A 20,422-nucleotide genomic window follows, 5' to 3' on the forward strand; every position below is an offset into this window, starting at 1 on the left:
CAGTTCGCCCTTTTCGACCTGCTCCACCACGGCCAGCTTAAAAGCCATCGTGTAGTCGCGCTGTGTTCGCTTGACGCCTGTATCCATCACACATGCCCTTTCTTGAAGGCAAATGTGTCAACCTGGGTCAGGACGGGTCAGCCCCATAAAAAAAGCGACCCGAAGGTCGCTTTTTTGATTCTGTCGTGAACGATCAGAAATTGTGGCGCACGCCCACTGCGAAGGAGTCAAAGTCGCCCTTCTTGGTGTCGTTAGCGTCGATGGCTGTGTAGAAGCCATAGACCTTGGTGCGCTTGCTCAGGTTGTAGTTGTAACCAAAGGTGTACTGCTTGGCGCCATGATTATTGAAGCCCGCGGTGCCGCCGGACTCGGTGCCACCGACGTTGACGTGGAATTCAGATGCGCCCATCGTGTACATGGCCGAAACGCGGCCGATGTTACGGGTGCTGTTCTTCACGCCCTTGCTTGCGTGATCTTCATACTGCCAGTAGGCGCCGAAAGTGAAAGCGCCCATTTCGTACAGGCCACGGATGGCGTACTGGCTGTTGTCGCCTTCCTTACCGTAACCAGCGCCCAAGTGGATAGGGCCCATGTCATAGTTGGCGGACAGGTCGAATGCACGCTCAACGCCTGGAGCACCTTCGCCGGCGCTGGCGGTGATTTCAGCGGTGAAGCCGGCGTAGTTAGGTGTGAAGTAACCAACCTTGTTGGCTTCCCTCCAACCCGTACCAAATGCATACAGCGCATCCGACGAAGTGCCGGTGTCGTGGTTGTGCATGCTGATGTAGTCAGCGGTGGCGAAGTAGGAACCATTGGTCCAACGGCCCAACTTGACGGCACCGAAAGAGCCGCTCAACTGAACTGCAGCTTCGCGATTCCAGAACGCGCTGGAACCTTTCGTTGCCGCGCCGGTGTCCGAATTCAGACCATGCTCCAGCAGGAACTGAGCCTTCAGGCCGCCGCCCAGATCTTCGGTACCCTTGAAGCCCAAACGCGAGCTGTTGTTCTGAACCACGGCAACGCGATCGCCGCCGTCAGTCGACTGGCTCTCAACCGACGTATTGATCCGGCCCCACAGGGTGACCGAGCTTTGTGCGAATGCGGCGGGAGCTGCGAAGGCTGCAATAGCGGCCACGATAGCGATCTTTTTCATCGTTTTCCTTGGTGAGTTGAAATTGAGCTGAGCTCAGTTAGGCTGATTGGCCCGGACTTCTGCGCAATGTGTCGCGAGTATAGAAGTGCCACGTTTGAGCGCCAGTGGTTCGACGCGAAATTGCAACACTTCCCTGCTAACCCCAAGAGCATGCGCTTCAGCACTTGCGCGTGCGATGGGAATCGACGCGATTTTCAAGGCAGCGATTCTTTCCCAAGGTCGACCAAATGACTTGCGTCGTTCCACCCGACCAAGCTAAAGCCCGCTGGCGTGAAAAGCAGCCGGTTGATGGCCGCATTGCCCAGTACCCAACTGCGCGGCGCCTGCAAATCCAGGCCGGTGGCAGCGCGATACAGGCAGTCCAGCACGCCACCATGCGTCAGCACCACAATCGTTTGCCCCGGATGCTGCGAAGCAATGCCGGTCAGCGCCGCGATGCTGCGTCGGTAAAATTCACCCAAGGTTTCACCGCCTTGCGCGCCGAACTCGGCATCCCGCTTGCGCCAGCGTTCACTTTGCTCCGGCCAACGCGCAGCAATCTCTTCCCAGGTCATGCCTTCGAAAACACCAAAGTTTCGCTCCCGCAACTGCGCATCCAGCCGTAAGTGCAAGCTTGCATGAGACGCTTGGTCGGCCACCGCTTGGGCGGTTTGCCTGGCACGTTGCAGATCGCTGGTGTAGATCGCAGCGATCGGCTGCTCCTGCAAGGCCAGGCCCAACAAGCGCGCTTGGGCCAGACCGATCTCGCTGAGTGCAATATCAGTGTGGCCTTGAATCCGCTTGACGCGATTCCATTCGGTCTCGCCATGCCGAATCGCCAGGATTTGAGTACTGCTGTCCAGAGGCATCGCTTCAGACGCCCCACACAAGGTCTTCCCCCGCTTGCACGCTGTGGCGCATCAACTCAAGCAGAGGCCAAACACGCTGACGCAAGCTGATGCCTTCGCGGCGCGGGGCGGGCAAGCCAGCAGCCATTGCTTCGGCTTGCTGCGCGGCAAACGCGGCATCATCTTCTGTTGCGGCTCGCTCAAGGCTGGCCATCGCCTCGCTCAGACTTGCCAGGGCAAGCAGGCCTTGGCTGGAAGGCTCCCGGCCCAATAGCGCCAAGATTTGATCGCCCTGCGGGCCCATCATGATGACGTCGGCACCGGCTTTGGACTTGAATTTGTAAATCATCACTCACTCCTTTTAGGAACTGAGCGCTATTGTGCGTTGCCTGCTTGAACCCCGATCCCTCAGACCAGCAAGCCGCCTAGAAAATGCATGCCGACGGAGCGCACCGGGGTCTCGGGGCTGCGCCGCCAAACACGCTCCTCGAAAGCGCGCGGGTCTAAGGCCGGCGCAAAGAGAAAGCCCTGAAATTCGTGGCAGCCGGCACGCAGCAAAAATTCGCGCTGCGCCTCGGTTTCAACGCCCTCGGCAATCACCTGCAGACGCAAGGCCTGGCCCATTTGGATGATGGCGTTGACGATCGCCGCGTCGCTGCTGTCGCCTGGCAAGCCCTGCACAAAGCTGCGGTCTATCTTCAAGCGTTGAATCGGGAAGCGCTTCAAATAGCCCAGGCTCGAATAGCCGGTGCCAAAGTCGTCAATCGACATGGTCACCCCCAGCTCTGCCAGCGCCTGCAGGCGCAGCAGCGCCTCTTCGGCGTCGCGCAACAAAATCGATTCGGTCAATTCCAACTCGAGCAAGGCGGGCGGCAAGCCAGAGGATTTCAAAACCGCAGCCACCGAGTCGACGAACTGGCTTTGCTGGAACTGCATGGCCGAGACATTGACCGCCACCGGCATCGCACGACCTTGGCGCAGCCAAGTCGCCGCTTGCTCGACGGCCTGGCGCAGCACCCATTCGCCAATCGCAACGACAAAGCCGCTTTCTTCCGCCACCGGGATGAACTCGCCCGGAGAAATCTCGCCACGCAGCGGATCGCGCCAACGAATCAGCGCTTCCGCCCCTATGACCTGGCCACTGCCCAAGGCGACTTGCGGCTGGTAATGCAGGCGGAACTGCCCCTCTTGCAAGGCCTGGCGCATCGCATGATCGAGGCGCATGCGCGAAAGCAGATCGACGTCCTTGCGCGGCCGATGGAAATGGAAAGTGCCGCGGCCGCTTTCCTTGACCCAGTGCATCGCCCTCTCGGCGCTGGCCATCAACTCCTCTGCCGTGCCGCCGTCGCCCGGGAACAGGGCAATGCCGGTGCTGCAGGTCACGGTGAAGCTGAGCGTATCGAAACTAAAGGGCCGCGACATCGCCTCTTGCACCCGACGCGCCGCGTTCTCGGCGCCGCGCACATCGGCCTGATGAATCAGCAGCGCGAACTCATCGCCGCTCAGACGAGCCACCGTGTCGACTTCGCGCAGGCAGCTCTTCAAGCGTTCGGCCACCTCTTTCAGGACCCGGTCGCCATAGGAGTGGCCGAGCGTTTCATTGATTTGCTGAAAGCGATCCAGATCGACGCTGAGCAGCGCAAAAGGAATGCTCTCGCGCCGCGCCATTGCCTGCGCATAGTCGACCCGTTCGGCCAAAGCGCGCCGGTTCGGCAGGCCGGTCAACATGTCCGAGTGAGCCAGTTCGTCGATGCGCTGGCTGGCAGCCAGCTTTTCGCTCAGGTCGCGGAAGGAATACACCCGCCCGACCGCCCGACCGCGGCTGAATTGCGGCAGCGAGACGCGCTCCAGCACCCGACCATCGGTCAGCGTGATCACGTCGCTGCTCTGCAGCAAGGGCGCCTCTTCAATCGCATCTAAGCGCTGTGCATAGATCTTGCCGTCAAGCACGCTACGCCGCATCCAAGTCTGCACAGCCTCGTCGTTACGTTCCTGCAGCAAATCAGCGGGAATCCCCCACAAAGAGGCAAAACGCTTGTTGAAGGAACGCATGCGGCCGGCCAGATCGGTGACCAAAATGCCGTCGGCAGTTGATTCCAGCGTGGCCTGCAACTCGGCCACCAAGGCCTCACGCTCTTCTTCGCTTTGACGCTGCCGACTTTGATCACGGATCACGACCAACCAGTAACCGGCCGGCTCTGCGCCATAAACTGAGCTGGCCATACCGGCCGCTTTTGAATTGACCGCCACATAGCTGATACGCCGCGTAACCCACAGCATCTGCCCATCGGCATGGCGCATCAAGGTGTCCGAATTCAAACTGGCCGCCGTGCTGCTGGCCGCTTCCAGCCAGAACATCGCATCTTCGGGCGTGCTGACCAGGGTTTCAACCGCTTGGCCGACCATTTGCTCGGGCTTGAGCCCCAACATCTGGTGCGCAGCTTTGTTCACCGCCAGGATGCAGCGGCTTGTGCCGTCAACCAACCATGCCGAATCCAGCAGCCCGTCCAGCAGGGCGGCATAGGGTTCGACAGGGCTTGGTTGAGGCGCCAGCTGCAGCCTGAGAACTGTCACGCCGCTAACTCCGTCGCCATGCCAGCACCTACCGGCTCAAAGAAGTAGGCGATCCGCGTGCGCGGGCTTAGGTAGTCCATCGCGGCGCGCGGCAATTGCTGCGCCTTGATGCTGCGACGAATGCCCAAATCGGGTTGATCCTCAAGATTGAGCACCAGCGCCTCTTCACGCGGTACTTTCGGGTCATGCACCATCACGCGTGGCTTCAGTGGCCGGGAAGAATTGACGGCCACCACCAAGGCATAGCGGTCATCGGTCAACTGCACCGCTGAACCCGGCGGGTAGACACCCATCATGCGGATGAAAGCATTCAGCATCGTGGCGTCGAAGCGGTTGCGGCCCTGCGCAAACATCAGCGACAGCGCTTCATGCGGTGTCATCGCCTTGGAGGCCAGCAAGGGATTGCACAGCCCGTCGAAACGATTCACCAGCGCGACGATGCGTGCGCCGGCACTCATCTTGTCCATATTGATGCGCTGCGGGAAGCCGCTGCCATCGGCGTTCTCATGATGCTGGGCAATGATCAGCAAGGGGCCGGGCGTCAAACCCATGCCTTGCGCGATCGCCACACCCTTGGCCACATGCTGTTGATAAAGCTGCATTTCGGGGCCGGTGAACGTGTCTTCACGGTGCCGCAAGCGGGCCAGCACCTCGAGTTTGCCCACATCATGCAAGAGCGCCCCAACACCCAGATCAAGCATTTCCTCCCGGTTCAGGCCAAAAGCCCGACCCAGCAACAAAGCGATGATGGACACATTCAGGGCATGCGCGGTGCTGCGATCACCGGCACCTTCGTTCAGAAGGCGAATATTCAGATCGCCCTCGATCAGCATTTTGTCCAGCAAAGCCGCCGCCAGTGCGGTGGTTTGCTCGCGGCTGCCGCGCGGGTCCTTGGGCACTGACTCCATCACATCCCGGAACGCCGAAGCCGCTTCTCCATATTGGCGCTCACACAGTTGCAGCGCCGCACGCTGCGCAGCCAGCGCGCGCCGATGCGCCTCGCGGGCCAAATCTTCGTTCGAAACGGCCGACAGGTCGGCGGCCGCCGGCGCCGCGATGGGCAGCGGCGTAGCCTCCAGTTGCAACTCGCTCTTGCCCGGACTCCAGCGCACCTGACTCAGCCCCAGGCGGCGCAAAATCATCAGCTGCTCCTCGCTGGCCAGCTTGAAGCTGCTGAGCGGGAAGGGATGCGCCATCCAGCCCAGATCCAGGTGGATGAACATTCCCACCTTCAACTGGCTGACTTCGATCAGCGGATAGTCCGAACTTTCCTTCATATTTTTCCTACGCCAATTCCTTGAGGCGCCCTCCGGTCAAGCTTCGGCAAGCAATGGTTAAAACTTAAGTCCTTAGTCCCGCCTTTGGTGCGCACTGCTCAAATGCCTGAAAGCCTCGTGCGATTTATCACGTCCACCACGGCCCAAATGACCGGCTTGAACAGGGACCAGCTCAGCCCCCGCGCAAGCATTCTCAATCTCTGAGGCCACTATATATAGTCACGCATCAACTGCTGCGACCACGGCAGTCGTTTGCGTGCATAAATTCAGCAGTACGCAGCACTTTTATTCCCAACAGGAAGAACCATGACCCAACAGGCCTTTATTTGTGACGCTATTCGCACACCCTTCGGACGCTATGGCGGTGCTTTGTCTTCAGTGCGGGCGGACGATCTGGGCGCCATTCCGCTGCGTGCATTGATGGCCCGCAACCCTGGCGTGGACTGGGCCTCGGTCAGCGACCTGCTCTACGGTTGCGCCAATCAGGCCGGCGAAGATAACCGCAACGTTGCGCGCATGTCGGCGCTGCTGGCCGGCTTGCCGGTGGGCGTGCCCGGCGCCACGATCAACCGCCTGTGTGGTTCGGGCATGGACGCCGTTGGCTCGGCGGCGCGCGCAATTCGCGCCGGCGAGGCCGGCCTGATGTTGGCCGGCGGCGTCGAAAGCATGAGCCGCGCGCCCTTCGTGATGCCCAAGGCCGAAACCGCCTTCGCCCGCAGCAACGCCGTCTATGACACCACAATAGGCTGGCGCTTTGTCAACCGGTTGATGAAGGAGCAGTACGGCGTCGACGCGATGCCCGAGACGGCCGAAAACGTCGCCACCGACTTTGGCATCAGCCGTGCCGACCAGGATTTGATGGCCTTGCGCAGCCAGCTGCGGGCGGTCGCCGCGCAGCAGGCCGGCTACTTCGACGCCGAGATCACGCCGGTCTCGATTGCACAAAAAAAGGGCGAGCCGATCTGCGTTGATCGCGATGAGCATCCGCGTGAAACCAGCCTGGAGGCGCTGGCCAAGCTCAAACCCATCGTGCGCCCCGACGGCACCGTCACCGCCGGCAATGCCTCGGGCGTCAATGACGGCGCTTGCGCACTGCTGCTGGCGAGCGAATCTGCGGCCGCCAAGAATGGGCTGACGCCCCGCGCGCGCGTGCTTGGCATGGCCTGTGCCGGCGTGGCGCCGCGCATCATGGGCATTGGCCCGGCGCCGGCCAGCCAGCGAGTGCTGGCGCAGACCGGCTTGAGCCTCGCTCAGATGGATGTGATCGAGCTCAATGAAGCCTTTGCCGCCCAGGGTTTGGCCGTGTTGCGCCAATTGGGCCTGGCCGACGACGACGCGCGCGTCAACCCGAACGGCGGGGCCATCGCCCTGGGCCATCCGCTGGGCGCCAGCGGCGCACGCTTGGTGATGACCGCCGTCCATCAATTGCAGCGCAGCGGCGGGCGCTATGCACTGTGCACCATGTGTATTGGGGTCGGCCAAGGCATCGCCCTCGTCATCGAAAGAGTCTGAGAAGCGCAGTCGTTTGCCATGACTAAAGCTCATAGCAAAATGAGTTTTAGTCCCGAACTTCCTAGGTATTAGTACCCAGAAACAAAATTTAACATGGCATACTAAATTTGATTTTTGGCGTACAGCGCACATATATCGACGGAAGTTTCGCCCGAAAAGTTGCCGATCCAACTTGTTCACAGGCCTGTCCGGCAGCACTCCGCCTCGCGGTGGAGCTTTCTTTCAGATTCAAAAGCTTCCCCGGCCCACTCATGGCCGCGCCTCTTGACCAAGCAATCAAGATTGGGGAGCCTTTTCGCCACTCCGACCATGTCAGCTGCCCGCAATTTCGATGACCTTGAGTATCAGCAGGCCCTGGGCTCGCCCTCGCCCCCGACCTTTGAGCGCCCCGAGCTCTATCCTGCGGCATTGCCCGCGCAAGAGAGCAAGCCGGCCGGGCCGCTGAAGCGCGACTTGGTTGCCGGCCTGGAAAAAGGGCTGGCCGTCATCGAGGCCTTTGATCAAGAGCGGCCTCGGCTGACGATCAGCGAGGTCGCCATCCGCACCGGGCTGACACGAGCGGCCGCACGGCGCTACCTGCTGACCCTGACGCATCTGGGCTTTGTGACGCAAGACCGCAAGATGTTCGCCTTGGCGCCAAGAGTTCTGCGCCTGGGTCAAAGCTATATGCATTCGGCCCGCCTGCCCCGCATCGTCGAGCCCGAGCTGCACAAGCTCGCCTTTGCCTTGAAAGAGGCCAGCTCGGCCGGCGTCTTGGACGGTGACGACGTGATCTGCATCGCCGCCACCAATTCCGGCCGCCTCGTGGCGCCCGCCTTGCAGCCGGGCATGCGCGTGCCGGCCCATTGCTCGGGCAATGGGCGCGTCATGTTGGCCGCCTTGGCCCCGGCCGAGCTAGACGCTTGGCTGGCTCGCCAGCAGCTGACGGCTTTAACGCCGCACACCATCACACAGCCTGAGCGCCTGCGCCAAGAAATCGCAAGAGCTGGCTCGCTCGGTTACGCCTGCATTGACCAAGAGCTAGAGCTGGGCCTGCGTACCGTCGCCGTCCCGCTGAAAAACTACCGGGGCGAGGTCGTCGCCTCGCTCAATATTTGCGCCCACGCCTCCCGCATGAGCATGGAGCAGTTGCTTGAGCAATGCCTGCCTCCCCTGCTCCAAGCCCAAACGCATCTGCGCATGTTGCTGTAGTTCAGCCTCGTCCAGCTCCAGGCCGGAGGCCTGAAGCCTTCACTAGGCACAAACAGGTCTCAGGCCTGTTTGTGCCCGGGCTCTGACCAGCGCCGCTGCTGCAGCAAAGGGCTGACGCGGTAGCGCTCGCTGCGGTAGGCAGCAAACAGGCCGTCCAGTGTCGCCACCAAGGCCGGCGCACCAATCAGCGGCAACCATTCAAACGGCCCAGCCGGATAGTTGACACCGAGCTTGCAGGCCAGATCTGCCGCGCGCTCGTCACACACGCCTTGCCAGACCGCGTCGCAACCCTCGTTGACCAACATCGCCACGGTTCGCGCGACGGCCAAGCCGGGAACATCGCGCATGCGCAGCGGCTGCCAGCCCAAGGCCCGCCAGACATCTTCGATCGCCGCCAAGCCTGCTGCGTCCAACTGTGGCGCCACACTGAGCGCCAGCGCATCGACACGGCCGGGCGCCAAAGGCCAGTCCATCACGGCCAGCTGCGGGTGACGCCATTCGGCGGCCAGTTGCGCGGCGGTCACACCGCTGCTCAGATGCACATGAACATCGCCCACCGACAAACCGTTCCAATCGGCAGATTCCCCGCGCGTGTAAGTCAAGCCCTTCAGGTCCAAGCAAGCGGCCAGCGTATCGACCAAAGGCCCGCGCCCGACCACGCCGATCGCGGCCAGCGCTTGCTGCGGCGCCTCCACCGGCCCCGCCGCCTCGGGCAGGCCAACAAAGAACCCCTTGCCCACTTTGCGTCCCAGGCGTCCGCCGTCAACCAAGGCCTTTTGCACCAAGGAAGGCATATACCGCTTATCGCCAAAGTTAGCTTCGAAAACCGACTGCGTGACCAAGAAGTTGGTGTCATGCCCAATCAGATCCATCAGCTCGCAAGGCCCCATGCGGAAACCCGCCGCGCGCAAGGCCCGGTCGATCTGCGCCGGTGTCGCGGCCTGCTCTTGCAACAAGGCCAGCGCCTCGGCGTAAAAAGGCCGGGCAATGCGGTTGACGATAAAACCTGGCGTTGACTTCGCATGCACCGGCGTCTTGCCCCAGCGCCGCGCCAAGACCTCGATCACCTCGGCCACGCCGGCCTCGGTCTCGGCGCCCCAAACCACTTCCACCAACTTCATCAAAGGCACCGGGTTGAAGAAATGCATGCCAACCAGGCGGCCCGGGTTTTGCATGCCGTTGGCCAGGGCCGTCACGCTGATCGACGAGGTATTGCTCGCGATGATGGCGCCTTCGCCCAGCAAGGCATCCAGCTCGCGCAGCAAGGTCTGCTTGGGCTCCAGCTTTTCGACGATGACTTCGATCACCAAGGCCGCATCCTTCAACTCGGCCAGGCTCTGCGCCGGTTGAATGCGCGCCAGCACCGCCGCGCACTCGACGGCCTCCATGCGGCCCTTGGCCACCAAGGCGTCCAAGGCCCGGGCCGTCTGCGCGATCGCCGACGCGGCCGCACCTTCGCGCAGATCCAGCAGCAGCACCGCGTGGCCCGCCTGTGCGGCCACTTGGGCGATCCCGGCTCCCATGACGCCAGCACCGACCACGCCAATCAGCGCCGGCCGCTCCGCGGCCACCGCCCATTGCTTTGTCTCACTCATCGCTCTGCTCCAAATGTTTCTTTTTACTGGGGCGCCCAGGGCGCGGCGCGCTTGGCCAAAAAGGCGGCGAAGCCTTCCCGCGCCTCGGCGCCGGTGCGCACACGCGCTATCGTCTGGGCCGTCAACTCGCGTACTTCGGCGCTGACAGGGCCGACCTCGATCTGCGCGAACAAGGCCTTGATCTCGGCCTGCGCCTGCGGCCCGCTGGCCAGCAACTCTGGCACCCAGCGCGCCAGCGCAGCGTCCAGCTCACCCGGCTCCACCACCTCATGCACCAAACCCATATGCAGCGCCTCGGCCGCGCCGATACGGCTGGCCGTTAGCGCCAAGCGCTTGGCCTGACGCGGCCCCACCGCATTGATGACATAAGGGCCAATGACGGCCGGCAAGATGCCAAAGCGCGCCTCGCTGACGGCGAACTTGGCCTCGCTGCTGGCAATCGCGATATCGCAGGCGCAGGCCAGGCCCACCCCGCCGCCCAGGGCCAGGCCCTGGATGCGCGCCAGCGTCGGCTTGGGGCATTCGGCCAGCCGCTGCAGCATCGCAGCGAAGCGCCTTGCGTCTTCCAGATTTACCTGCTCCGAGGCAGCCGCCGCGCGGCGCATCCATTCGATATCGGCACCGGCACTGAAGGCCTTGCCGGCGCCGGCCAGCACGATCACGCGCACGCCGGGGTCGGCCACGCAATGCTCCACCGCCTGGCTCAGCTCCGAAATCATCAGCTCATTGAAAGCGTTGAAGACCTCGGGCCTGGTCATGGTGATGTGGGCCACGCCGCCCGCGTCGACCGCAATCGTCAATGTCTCCATGCATGAAACTCCTAGTAATCTGCTCAGTATCGCAGCCCTCCCGCGGTCAATTCACCCGGCACAATCCCGTCATGAAAGCCGTCATCCCCATCCACAGCGAAGCCTCTCGCCGCCCCGCCAAAGGCGGCGGCCTACGGGGCCGCCAAGCCAGCCCTGCCGCCATCGAAGCGGTGCGCGTTTTACTGGGCGACCTGCCGCGCCGACGCGACTTATTGATCGAACACCTGCACCGCATTCAGGACGCGCAGGGTCACTTGAGCGTCGATATGCTGGCCGCATTGGCCGAGGAGATGAAGCTATCTCAAGCTGAGGTGCATGAGGTGGCGAGTTTTTATCACCACTTCGACATCGTTTACGAAGGCGAGCAAGCGCCCGCCCCGTTGACCTTACGCGTTTGCAATTCGCTCAGCTGCGCCATGGCGGGCGGAGCCGGCTTGAGCCGCGAGTTGCGTGCCTTGCTGGCCGAGCAGAGCGGCGTGCGCGTCATCGATGTGCCTTGCGTTGGGCGCTGCGAGCAGGCGCCCGTGGCGGTCATCGGTCAGCGGCCACTCGGCCACGCCACGGCGAGCGAAGCCGTCAAGCTGCTGCAACAAGGTCAAGTACAAGACATTCGGCCCACACACCAGCCCCTGGCCGACTATCTGGCACAAGGCGGCTACCGCGTGCTCGACGAGTTGCTGAGCGGCACGCGCAGCATTGACGCCACGATTCACACGCTCAGCGAATCGGGCCTGCGGGGCTTGGGCGGCGCCGGTTTTCCGCTCGGGCGCAAATGGTCCATCGTGCGCGCACAGTCCGCTCCCCGGCTGATGGCCGTCAATATCGACGAAGGTGAACCAGGCACTTTCAAAGACCGCTATTACTTGGAACGCGAGCCGCAGCTGTTTTTGGAAGGCATGTTGATAGCGGCACATTGCGTAGGCGCCGAGGCCGTCTACATCTATCTGCGCGACGAATACCACGCACTGCGCCAGGTACTGAGCGAGGAGATTGCCGCGCTGCAAGCGGCGCGCAGCGGCTTGCCGGTGATCGAGCTGCGGCGCGGCGCCGGCGCCTATATCTGCGGCGAAGAGTCGGCGATGATCGAATCGATCGAAGGCAAACGCGGCTGGCCGCGCCAGCGCCCGCCCTATGTGGCCGAGCGCGGCCTGTTTGGCCGACCAACGCTGCAACACAATATCGAATCGCTGCATTGGGTGCGTCACATTCTGGAGCGCGGCTCCGACTGGTTTGCAAACCAGGGCCGCAACGGCCGCAAAGGGCTGCGCTCGTTTTCGCTCTCGGGCCGGGTCAACAAGCCTGGTGTCTATCTGGCGCCGGCCGGCATCACCGCCGTGGAGTTGATCGACGAATACGGCGGCGGCATGTTGCCGGGTCACCGGCTATACGGTTACTTCCCCGGTGGCGCATCCGGCGGCATGCTGCCGGCCAGCCAAGCGAATGCGCCACTGGACTTCGACACCTTGCAGGTGCATGAATGTTTCATCGGCTCGGCAGCGGTGATCGTGTTCTCTGACCAAGACAGCGCCCGCGCTTTGGCCCTCAATGCGATGGAGTTCTTCGAGCATGAGAGCTGCGGCCAATGCGTACCCTGCCGTGAAGGCACGCAGCGTGCCGTCGAGTTGATGCGCCAGCCGGTCTGGGATCAGCCGCTGCTGGAGGATCTGGCCTCGGTGATGGCCGACGCCTCGATCTGCGGCCTCGGCCAGGCCGCCCCCAACCCCTTGCGCTGCGCGATGCGCTATTTCCCGCACGAGTTCAGCGCCGAGGCACGAGCATGAGTGACATCACCTTCACCGTTGACGGCCAGGCCCTGCAGGCCAAGCCGAACGAGACGATTTTGAGCGCCGCGCGGCGCCAAGGTCTGAGCATCCCGACTCTGTGCCACCAAGACGGCTCGAAGCCGGCCGGCAATTGCCGCGCCTGCGTGGTCGAGATTGGCGGGGAACGCGCGCTTGCGGCCTCCTGTTGCCGGCAGCCCCGGGAGGGCATGACGGTCGGTCTGGAAACCGCTCGCGTGCGGCGCAGCCAGTCCATGGTCTTGGAACTGCTCGCGGCCAAGGCGCCTGCCGATGCCCACACGCTCAAGTCCGAGCTGACGCAATGGTGCGAGGCGCTCGAAGTCGGCAAACCACGCTTCTCGCAACCAGCGGCCCCGCCGGCCGACCGCAGCCACCCGGCCATAGCCGTACAACTCGATGCCTGCATCCAATGCATGCGCTGTGTGCGCGCCTGCCGCGATGAGCAGGTCAACGATGTGCTGGGCGTGGCCGGCTGGGGGGCCGACACCCGCATCAGCTTCGATGCCGACGAGGCACTGGGCAACAGCAGCTGCGTGGCCTGCGGTGAATGCGTGCAAGCCTGCCCGACCGGGGCGCTGACGCCGGCCAATGGCGCCGCGCTGCAACCGGCCGACGCGGTGGTCGATTCGGTCTGCCCCTATTGCGGCGTCGGCTGCCAGCTCAGCTACCGAGTCAAGGACAACAAGGTGATTGAGGCGATCGGCCGCGACGGCCCGGCCAACCAGGGCCGGCTATGCGTCAAAGGCCGCTATGGCTACGACTATGTGTCCAGCGATCAGCGCCTCACCACACCCCTGATCCGCCGCGAAGGCGTGGCCAAGGACCCGGCCGACATTGGCCGCGTGCGACGCGGCGAGGTGCCGCTGGCGGCGCTATTCCGCGAAGCGACCTGGGACGAAGCGCTGGACCTTGCCGCTGCCGGCCTCTGCGAATTGCGCGATGCCCACGCCAACGGCTCTGCCAGCCCGCTGGCCGGCTTTGGCTCGGCCAAGGGCAGCAACGAAGAGGCCTATCTGTTCCAGAAACTGATTCGCCAAGGCTTCTTGACCAATAACGTCGACCATTGCACGCGGCTGTGCCACGCCAGCTCGGTTGCTGCTTTGCTCGAAGGCCTGGGCTCGGGCTCGGTCAGCAACCCGGTGCTGGACGCTCAATATGCGGAAGTGATTCTGTTGATAGGCGCCAACCCCAGCTCCAACCACCCCGTCGCCGCCTCCTTCATCAAGAACGCGGTGAAAGCCGGCGCCACGCTGATCGTCGCCGACCCTCGGCGCGCGCCGATGGCACGATTCGCCACCCACCATCTGGCCTTCCGGCCCGACACCGATGTGGCGCTGCTCAACGCGCTGCTGCATGTGATCATTGCCGAGGGCTTGACCGACCCGGATTTCATTGCCGCGCGGGTCAATGGTTATGAGGCCTTGAAGGCCTCGGTGGCCGAGTGCACGCCGGAGCGCATGAGCGAAATCTGCGGCATCGCGCCCGAGGTCTTGCGCGATGTGGCAAGGCGTTATGCCAAGGCCAAGAGCGCGATGATTTTCTGGGGCATGGGCATCAGCCAGCATGTGCATGGCACCGACAACGCCCGCTGCCTGATTGCGCTCGCGATGATTACCGGCCAGATCGGCCGACCCGGCTGCGGCCTGCATCCGCTGCGCGGTCAGAACAATGTGCAGGGCGCCTCGGACGCCGGCCTGATCCCGATGATGATGCCCAATTACCAGCGCATCGCCTTGCCCGACATACGTGAGCATTTCGAGGCGCTATGGGCCACGCCGCTGGACCCACAGCCCGGCCTGACCGTGGTCGAGATCATCCATGGCGCCTATGAGGGTCGCATCAAGGGCATGTTCATCGAGGGCGAGAACCCGGCCATGTCCGACCCCGATCTCGACCATGCGCGCGCCGCCTTGGCGAAGCTGGAACATCTGATCGTGCAAGACATCTTCGCGACCGAAACCGCGCTGCTCGCCGACGTGATCCTGCCGGCCTCGGCCCATTTGGAGAAATGGGGCAGCTATACCAATACTGACCGGCTGATACAGCTGGGCCGGCCGGCCCTGACGCCGCCGGGCCAAGCACGCCAAGACCTGTGGATCATCGAGCAACTGGCGCGCCGCATCGGCCTGGGCTGGCAGTATTGGCAAGCCGCCGACGGCGATGGCCAGCTGGCGGCCGAAGCGCCGACGGCGCGCGTGTTCGAGGAAATGCGTGCGGTGATGGCGCCGCTGGCCGGCGTGCCTTGGGCGCGATTAAGGCGCGAGCAGGCGGTGGTCACGCCGGCGCCGCTTGAGGGCGAACCCGGCCACGCCATCATCTTCGAGCAGAGCTTTCCGACGCCCAGCGGCCGTGCGCAGCTGGTGCCGGCCAGCTTCATGCCTGGCCCCGAGCAGCCCGACCAAGACTTCCCGCTGGTGCTCAGCACCGGGCGTGTGCTGGAGCATTGGCATACCGGCGCGATGACGCGCCGCGCCGAGGTCTTGGACGCCTTGTCGCCCCAGCCCCTGCTCAGCATGCACGCCGAGGACGCCGCCGCGCTGCGCTTGGATGAAGGTCAAGCAATCGTCATCGCGTCGCGTCACGGCACGCTGCAAGCCCTCCTGCAGGTCAGCCCCGAGGTGCGCCGGGGTCAGGTCTTTCTGCCCTTTTGCTATTGGGAAGCGGCGGCGAATGTCTTGACCGGCAGCGCGCTCGACCCGGCGGGCAAGATTCCTGGCTTCAAGGTTACAGCGGTGCGTGTACAGGCGCTTTGATTAAGATGGCCAGACGATGAAGCCGGCCGCAGCACTGTTGAGTTGGGACGCCGCAGCCATCAAGCGGTGCTTGATCGTCGTTGCGGCCCTGTGGCTTGGCCTTTACGGCGAAAGCTGCTTGGCCGAGGTCCTGGTGATTCGGCACGCCCTGGCGCAGGAGCAAAACGCCAAGGTCTTGACCTATGAGCAAGCAGTGCTGAAGCTTTTGCTGGACAAGACCATACCGACCCACGGCCCTTACCGGCTGCAGCCCAGCGAGGTGGTGTCGCAAAGCCGGGCCTTTTTGCAACTCGCTGCGGGCGAACTGGAGTTGCTGAGTTCGATGACTTCACAAGCCCGCGAAGCCCAAGGCATCCCGGTTCGGGTCTGTCTTTACCGTGGCCTCCTGGGTGTACGCTTGCCGATCGCGCTGAGCAGCCGGCGTGAACAGATGGAAGCCATCAGCAGCCCGAGTCAGGCGCAAGCGCTGAGCATCGGGCAAGTGGCGGATTGGCCCGATGCCAAGATCCTCAGCGCCAATGGCTGGAAGGTCGAACGCATGGCGAAGCTAGCGCCCTTCCCCGAAATGCTCAAGCGCGAGCGCATCGATCTGTTTGCGCTCGGGGCGATTGAGGTCTTCCCCATTGTTGACGCGCTGCCGGGCTTGACTGTGCTGGACCAATGGTTGATTGCTTATCCTTCGGCCTTCTACTTCTTCGTCAGCCCCCAGTCGCCGGCGCTAGCCGAGCGCTTGCGCAAGGGCTGGGAATTGGTGCTGGCCGATGGCAGCTTCGAGGCCTTATTCGACCATTGGGTGGGCCCGCAACTGCTGCGCGCCCAACTGGCCGAACGGCGTTGGTTGATTCTGCGCAACCCCGATCTGCCGCCCGCCACACCGCTGGGCGATGCGCGACTGTGGCACCCACTGGTGCGCAGCCGGCTGCTGGACGCGGCCTTGCATTGAGGCGCTATCCTTGGCCGGTTTTTGTCGCTGCTCGCCGCCCCACCGCCTTCCGTCCAAGACTGAGATCCATGCCGAAAAATAGGTCCCCCCGATTCGCCTGCTCGCTGCTCTGTGTTCTCATTTGCGCCTCGGCTGTCTTGGGCTGCTCCAGCCCGAGCCAGAAGCACACGCCCTATGGCCCGCCGCGCCAAGACGCCTCGGCCGCCCAGCAACGCGCACTGGACTTGGCCGCGCGTGGCTATAGCGGCGCCCCCAGGCCGGCCAGCACGCAGGCGGCAACGGTGGAGCTCGCGGTCGCCAGCCAACAATGGGTGGTCCATGGAGAGCCGTTGTCCGTGACGCTGGCGGCCCCGCTGAGCGGCAGCTCCAGCTTGCCGCTCTTGGTCTATTTGCCCGGCCTGGGTGAGTCGGCTCAAGCCGGTGCACATTGGCGTTATGCCTGGGCACGTGCGGGTTATGCGGTACTGAGCTTTCAAGCCCTGGAGGCCGACCAGACAGCCTGGTCATCGGCGCTGGCTCGCTCGGCCGATTTCAGCGCGCTGGCCTTGCAACACCAGCAGCCCCATCTGCTGCAAGCAAGGCTAAATGTGCTGCAGGGGGCGATTGCCGAGCTCGGCCGGCGCGCCGCAGCCGGCGAGGCGCTGTGGTCGCGGGTGGACCTGAGCCGCGTGGCAGTGGTCGGTTATGACCTGGGCGCGGCCACGGCGCTGGCCTGGGGCGCAAGCCTGGGGCCCCAGGCCGCTGAACCGGGCCGAGGCGCCCGCGCCGTCATCATGCTGAGCCCCTCGGGCGTGACCCATGCTGATGCCGAACAGGCGCTGGCCACCATGCCCCCGAGGCTGCCGCTGCTGGCAATCAACTCACGCCGCGCGGCTGACCTCACCGGCCTGCTCAACTCGGCGGCCGAGCGCACGCGCTTCTTCGAGCAATTGCCCGCTGACGCGAACAAGTATCTATTGCTGCTGAACAACCCCAGCCATGCCGCACTGGCGGGTGCCAGCGGCATGGCTGAATCACCGGAGGAGCCCGCCGGTCGGGGCATCAGCCGACGCCCACAAAGCCAGCCTGCCAAGGGCTTGGGGCCGCAGAACGCCATCATGAGTGCCGCCCCGCCGCCCACGCTGCTGGACAAGGGCAACCAGGAAGCCGGCGTCGTGGTGGAGCACATCAGCATTGCGTTCCTGAACACGCATCTGCGGGCAGACCCCCAGGCCCAGAGCTGGTTGCAGCAATCGGCCGCCGTCTGGTTGAAAGGTTTGGCGGAATGGCGCTTGCGCTGAGCAAGCGTCAAGCCCGATCGCCAGACAAAGCAGCAAGCCTGGCCTCCCCGACAATGAACAGCCCAGAGCGAATCAGCCCGCCGCCCACTTCGTAGATGGCCACCATATCGATCTCGCCCGGCCCCTCGGGGAAGCTGCGGGTGATGGTTTCATGGTCGATCACCGTCGCACCGTCGGCGGTTTTCGAGACCGAGCGGCTGAGCAAGCGGGCATGCAGATTGGTTTCGGTGAATCGCTCCGTCATGCGGGCGCGGATTTCTGTGTGGCCGCTGGCCAGCAAAACGCCGGGATAGGCATATTGCTTGGCTTCCGTTGCATAGGTCGCGAGCCAAGCATCCATATCGCGAGCGTTGTAAGCATCAAGCTGGGCTTGGACGACGAATTCAGGGGCGGGGTGATTGGACATAGTCAGTTAGCTCTGCGTTGCATGAATTCACCCACGGCCTTGGCCCAGGCCACGGGCTCTTCGGCAAATGGCCGGTGGCCGGAATGCTCAAACACCAAGGTGCTTGTGCCTGCGCTGGCCACCAGGGCCTGCTGCATTTCCACCATCACGCTGGGCGGCGCCACCGGATCAAAGCGCCCCGTCAGCAACAGGGTCGGTGCGGTGACCGACTTTAATCTCGGCAGCAGCTCAAAGCCACGCAGCGTGCCGCCAACCCGCCACTCCGGGTCAGGGCCCAGCATCGCCAAATACACCGTCTTGTTCATCGCGTCGCGCGGGTCGCCGCTGACGGCCGCCTTGGGGCGCTGCGCCGCACGATCGGACCAGTACAAGGCGTCAAGCGCCGCACCGAACAAGTCCTGCCCCTCGGCGCTGCCGCTCAGCTGGCCCTGTTCGCGCAGTGCAAGCACGCGCTGCCAGCGCTCGGGGTGATGGCGGCGCAACCAGTCCTTGAAGCCGTCGATCTGCGCCTGCCAGCTCTGCTCGCCGTGCAAGGTATTGCCCAGAATCAAATGGTCCACCGCCTGCGGGTACTGCGCGGCATAAGCCTGCGCCACCAGGCCGCCATAGGAATGCCCATACAGCGCCAGCGTCTTCACGCCCAAAAAGCGGCGCAGATGCTCGATGTCTTGCGCATCCCGCTCCACCGTGTAGCGCGTAGGGTCGGCCAGGCGCGTCGAGCGGCCTCGGCCGATATTGTCGACAAGGATGATGTTGAAGTCCTTGGCCAGCGGCAAGAAGCGGCTGCGTAAGCTATAGCTGCTGCCGCCCGGCCCACCCGGAATGACCAGCAGCACCGGGCCCTGGCCTAAGCTGGTATAGGCCAGCAAGCCGTCGGGTGTGACCACTTGATGCTCGCTCCAGGCGGCGGGCTGGGCAGCTTCGGCCGACTTGGGCGTCGACGACCGCGCGCTCACCCGCAGCAACTCGCCGGCCCGCGCCGCTGCGGCGCCGATTTCGGCATTCGCCTGCGGGTCCACTTGCGCATGCGGCAAGGCCGCCGCATCGGTGGCAAAGACCTGCGGCAATTGAGTACTCGCAGCCAAGGCGGCAATCACGAGGGTGGCGATCATCAGACGGTGCGGGCTCATGCGCTGGGGCTCCTTCAAGGCGGGGAATGCTGAGGTCAAATCACTTGCTGGGCATCGTAAGTTTTCAATAACCGGCTGAAAAGCGCGAATTTCCGCCCGTTATGGGCAGTTAAACTTACCAAATGAGCAATCCACCTCGTCTGCCTCTGCAATACCTGGCCGCATTTCGAGCCGTCGCGCGCCTGCAAAATGTGCGCGCCGCGGCCGAACAACTGCACCTGACGCACAGCGCCGTCAGCCAGCAAATCCGCGCGCTGGAGGCGCAGCTGGGTTTCGCGTTGTTCGAGCGCGCCGGCCGCGGCATCCAGCTCAATGCCGCCGGCAGCGCTTTGCAAGCCGCCGTGGAGCGCGCCTGGGCCGAGCTGGATCTGGGCCTGCGCGCCGCCAGTGCGGCTGACGGCAGTGCCATGCGCAGCCTCAACATCACCTGCACACCCTCGTTTGCGCAGCGCTGGCTAATGCCCCGCCTGAGCGGCTGGCGGGCCGCGCATCCAGACATCAGCCTGAAACTGTTCACGCTGCAGCGCGTGATTGATCTGGAATCAGAGGGCTTCCACCTGGCCTTGCGTCAGGGCGCGGGGCCTTGGCCGGGTTTGGTCAACGAGGTGCTGATGGAGTCGCGCCAGATCGTGGTGGCCGCGCCGGCCTTGGCGCAGCAACTGGAAGGCGCCAGCTTGCAGACCTTGGCCGATCAAGCGCTGCTCGGAGACGCCGAGCAATGGACGCAGTGGTTCGCCCAAGCAGGCCTGGCCTGCAGCATCTTCCCGGCGGCCAGCTTCAATGACGGCGGCCTGCTGGTGCAAGCCGCTGAGCAAGGCATGGGCGTGGCGTTGGCGCGCGAACTGCTGTGTGCCGATGCGCTATTGGACGGTCGCCTGCGGCGCTTGCCCGGCCCAACGCTGGAAGGCGCCAGCCAGCGCCGCTATCACATCGTCTACCCGCCGGCCTTGCGTGAGGAGCCGGCGCTGCGCATGTTGTGCGACTGGCTGCATGCGGAAATGAACGAGTCGGCGCGGCGCTTGAAGGGACTCGTCTAAGGCGACGATTCACGCCAGCACGGTGAATCGCCACCCCCAGCCTTTTCCTCGGCCCCTGTACCCGACGATGGAGCAGAAACTGCAGCCCCCTGGCACGTGTTTGGCACTTGATGGACACAAAGTCAAGGCCACT

Annotated in this window: 16 protein-coding genes; 7 read left to right on the forward strand and 9 right to left on the reverse strand. The window is 63.8% G+C overall.

Features of this window, described 5'->3' with window-relative positions; all coding sequences use genetic code 11:
• Window positions 1-193: 193 nt before the first annotated feature.
• The 5 genes from PRZ03_RS21915 to PRZ03_RS21935 all read right to left on the reverse strand — a co-directional run bounded on the left by PRZ03_RS21915 (window position 194) and on the right by PRZ03_RS21935 (window position 5,831).
• Window positions 194-1,153 (reverse strand): porin, encoded by a 960-nt coding sequence (locus PRZ03_RS21915; RefSeq protein ID WP_263534364.1) that lies wholly within the window; start codon window positions 1,151-1,153, stop codon window positions 194-196.
• Window positions 1,154-1,347: 194 nt separating this feature from the next.
• On the reverse strand, window positions 1,348-2,001 hold the full coding sequence (locus tag PRZ03_RS21920; RefSeq protein WP_338109629.1) for a histidine phosphatase family protein: 654 nt from the start codon (window positions 1,999-2,001) through the stop codon (window positions 1,348-1,350).
• A gap of 4 nt (window positions 2,002-2,005) precedes the next feature.
• Complete coding sequence (locus tag PRZ03_RS21925) at window positions 2,006-2,329, reverse strand: DUF1840 domain-containing protein (RefSeq protein WP_263534363.1); 324 nt, start codon at window positions 2,327-2,329, stop codon at window positions 2,006-2,008.
• A gap of 59 nt (window positions 2,330-2,388) precedes the next feature.
• Window positions 2,389-4,554 carry a sensor domain-containing protein gene (locus PRZ03_RS21930; protein ID WP_273602261.1) on the reverse strand — a complete coding sequence of 722 codons (2,166 nt, stop codon included), beginning with the start codon at window positions 4,552-4,554 and terminating at the stop codon, window positions 2,389-2,391.
• Window positions 4,551-5,831 carry an HD-GYP domain-containing protein gene (locus PRZ03_RS21935; protein WP_263534361.1) on the reverse strand — a complete coding sequence of 427 codons (1,281 nt, stop codon included), beginning with the start codon at window positions 5,829-5,831 and terminating at the stop codon, window positions 4,551-4,553. Before PRZ03_RS21935 ends, PRZ03_RS21930 begins: the two co-directional genes overlap by 4 nt.
• A 306-nt stretch (window positions 5,832-6,137) precedes the next feature.
• Here PRZ03_RS21935 and pcaF point away from each other — a divergent pair, with 306 nt between their 5' ends.
• Both pcaF and PRZ03_RS21945 read left to right on the forward strand, forming a co-directional pair.
• Complete coding sequence (gene pcaF / locus PRZ03_RS21940) at window positions 6,138-7,343, forward strand: 3-oxoadipyl-CoA thiolase (RefSeq protein WP_273602262.1); 1,206 nt, start codon at window positions 6,138-6,140, stop codon at window positions 7,341-7,343.
• 309 nt (window positions 7,344-7,652) lie between these two features.
• Window positions 7,653-8,534, forward strand: a complete 882-nt coding sequence (locus PRZ03_RS21945; RefSeq protein WP_273602263.1) for an IclR family transcriptional regulator domain-containing protein — start codon at window positions 7,653-7,655, stop codon at window positions 8,532-8,534.
• Window positions 8,535-8,593: 59 nt separating this feature from the next.
• Here PRZ03_RS21945 and PRZ03_RS21950 read toward each other — a convergent pair whose 3' ends face one another.
• Both PRZ03_RS21950 and PRZ03_RS21955 read right to left on the reverse strand, forming a co-directional pair.
• A complete protein-coding gene (locus PRZ03_RS21950) occupies window positions 8,594-10,129 on the reverse strand; it encodes a 3-hydroxyacyl-CoA dehydrogenase (RefSeq protein WP_273602264.1) in 1,536 nt (511 codons plus the stop codon).
• 23 nt (window positions 10,130-10,152) lie between these two features.
• Window positions 10,153-10,938: an enoyl-CoA hydratase-related protein gene (locus PRZ03_RS21955; RefSeq protein WP_273602265.1), complete on the reverse strand. Its 786-nt coding sequence runs from the start codon at window positions 10,936-10,938 to the stop codon at window positions 10,153-10,155.
• Window positions 10,939-11,009: 71 nt separating this feature from the next.
• On the opposite strand from PRZ03_RS21955, the gene PRZ03_RS21960 reads away from it, so the two are divergent.
• The 4 genes from PRZ03_RS21960 to PRZ03_RS21975 all read left to right on the forward strand — a co-directional run bounded on the left by PRZ03_RS21960 (window position 11,010) and on the right by PRZ03_RS21975 (window position 17,716).
• Window positions 11,010-12,719, forward strand: a complete 1,710-nt coding sequence (locus PRZ03_RS21960; RefSeq protein WP_273602266.1) for an NADH-ubiquinone oxidoreductase-F iron-sulfur binding region domain-containing protein — start codon at window positions 11,010-11,012, stop codon at window positions 12,717-12,719.
• Window positions 12,716-15,493, forward strand: coding sequence for a formate dehydrogenase subunit alpha (gene fdhF, locus PRZ03_RS21965; protein WP_273602267.1), 2,778 nt, complete (start codon window positions 12,716-12,718; stop codon window positions 15,491-15,493). The genes PRZ03_RS21960 and fdhF overlap by 4 nt, the downstream gene beginning before the upstream one ends.
• A gap of 16 nt (window positions 15,494-15,509) precedes the next feature.
• The gene (locus tag PRZ03_RS21970) at window positions 15,510-16,436 is read left to right on the forward strand and encodes a type 2 periplasmic-binding domain-containing protein (protein WP_273602268.1); all 927 of its coding nucleotides are present in this window, start codon (window positions 15,510-15,512) and stop codon (window positions 16,434-16,436) included.
• 137 nt (window positions 16,437-16,573) lie between these two features.
• On the forward strand, window positions 16,574-17,716 hold the full coding sequence (locus PRZ03_RS21975; protein WP_273602269.1) for an alpha/beta hydrolase: 1,143 nt from the start codon (window positions 16,574-16,576) through the stop codon (window positions 17,714-17,716).
• Window positions 17,717-17,723: 7 nt separating this feature from the next.
• Here PRZ03_RS21975 and PRZ03_RS21980 read toward each other — a convergent pair whose 3' ends face one another.
• Window positions 17,724-18,122: a nuclear transport factor 2 family protein gene (locus PRZ03_RS21980; protein ID WP_273602270.1), complete on the reverse strand. Its 399-nt coding sequence runs from the start codon at window positions 18,120-18,122 to the stop codon at window positions 17,724-17,726.
• Window positions 18,123-18,124: 2 nt separating this feature from the next.
• Window positions 18,125-19,252 (reverse strand): alpha/beta fold hydrolase, encoded by a 1,128-nt coding sequence (locus PRZ03_RS21985; protein WP_273602271.1) that lies wholly within the window; start codon window positions 19,250-19,252, stop codon window positions 18,125-18,127.
• Between the two features lie 122 nt (window positions 19,253-19,374).
• Here PRZ03_RS21985 and PRZ03_RS21990 point away from each other — a divergent pair, with 122 nt between their 5' ends.
• The gene (locus PRZ03_RS21990; protein ID WP_273602272.1) at window positions 19,375-20,289 is read left to right on the forward strand and encodes a LysR substrate-binding domain-containing protein; all 915 of its coding nucleotides are present in this window, start codon (window positions 19,375-19,377) and stop codon (window positions 20,287-20,289) included.
• The last annotated feature ends 133 nt before the right edge of the window (window positions 20,290-20,422 follow it).

This window comes from Roseateles albus (genome assembly GCF_028595345.1).
Taxonomy (GTDB): domain Bacteria; phylum Pseudomonadota; class Gammaproteobacteria; order Burkholderiales; family Burkholderiaceae_C; genus Paucibacter_A; species Paucibacter_A albus.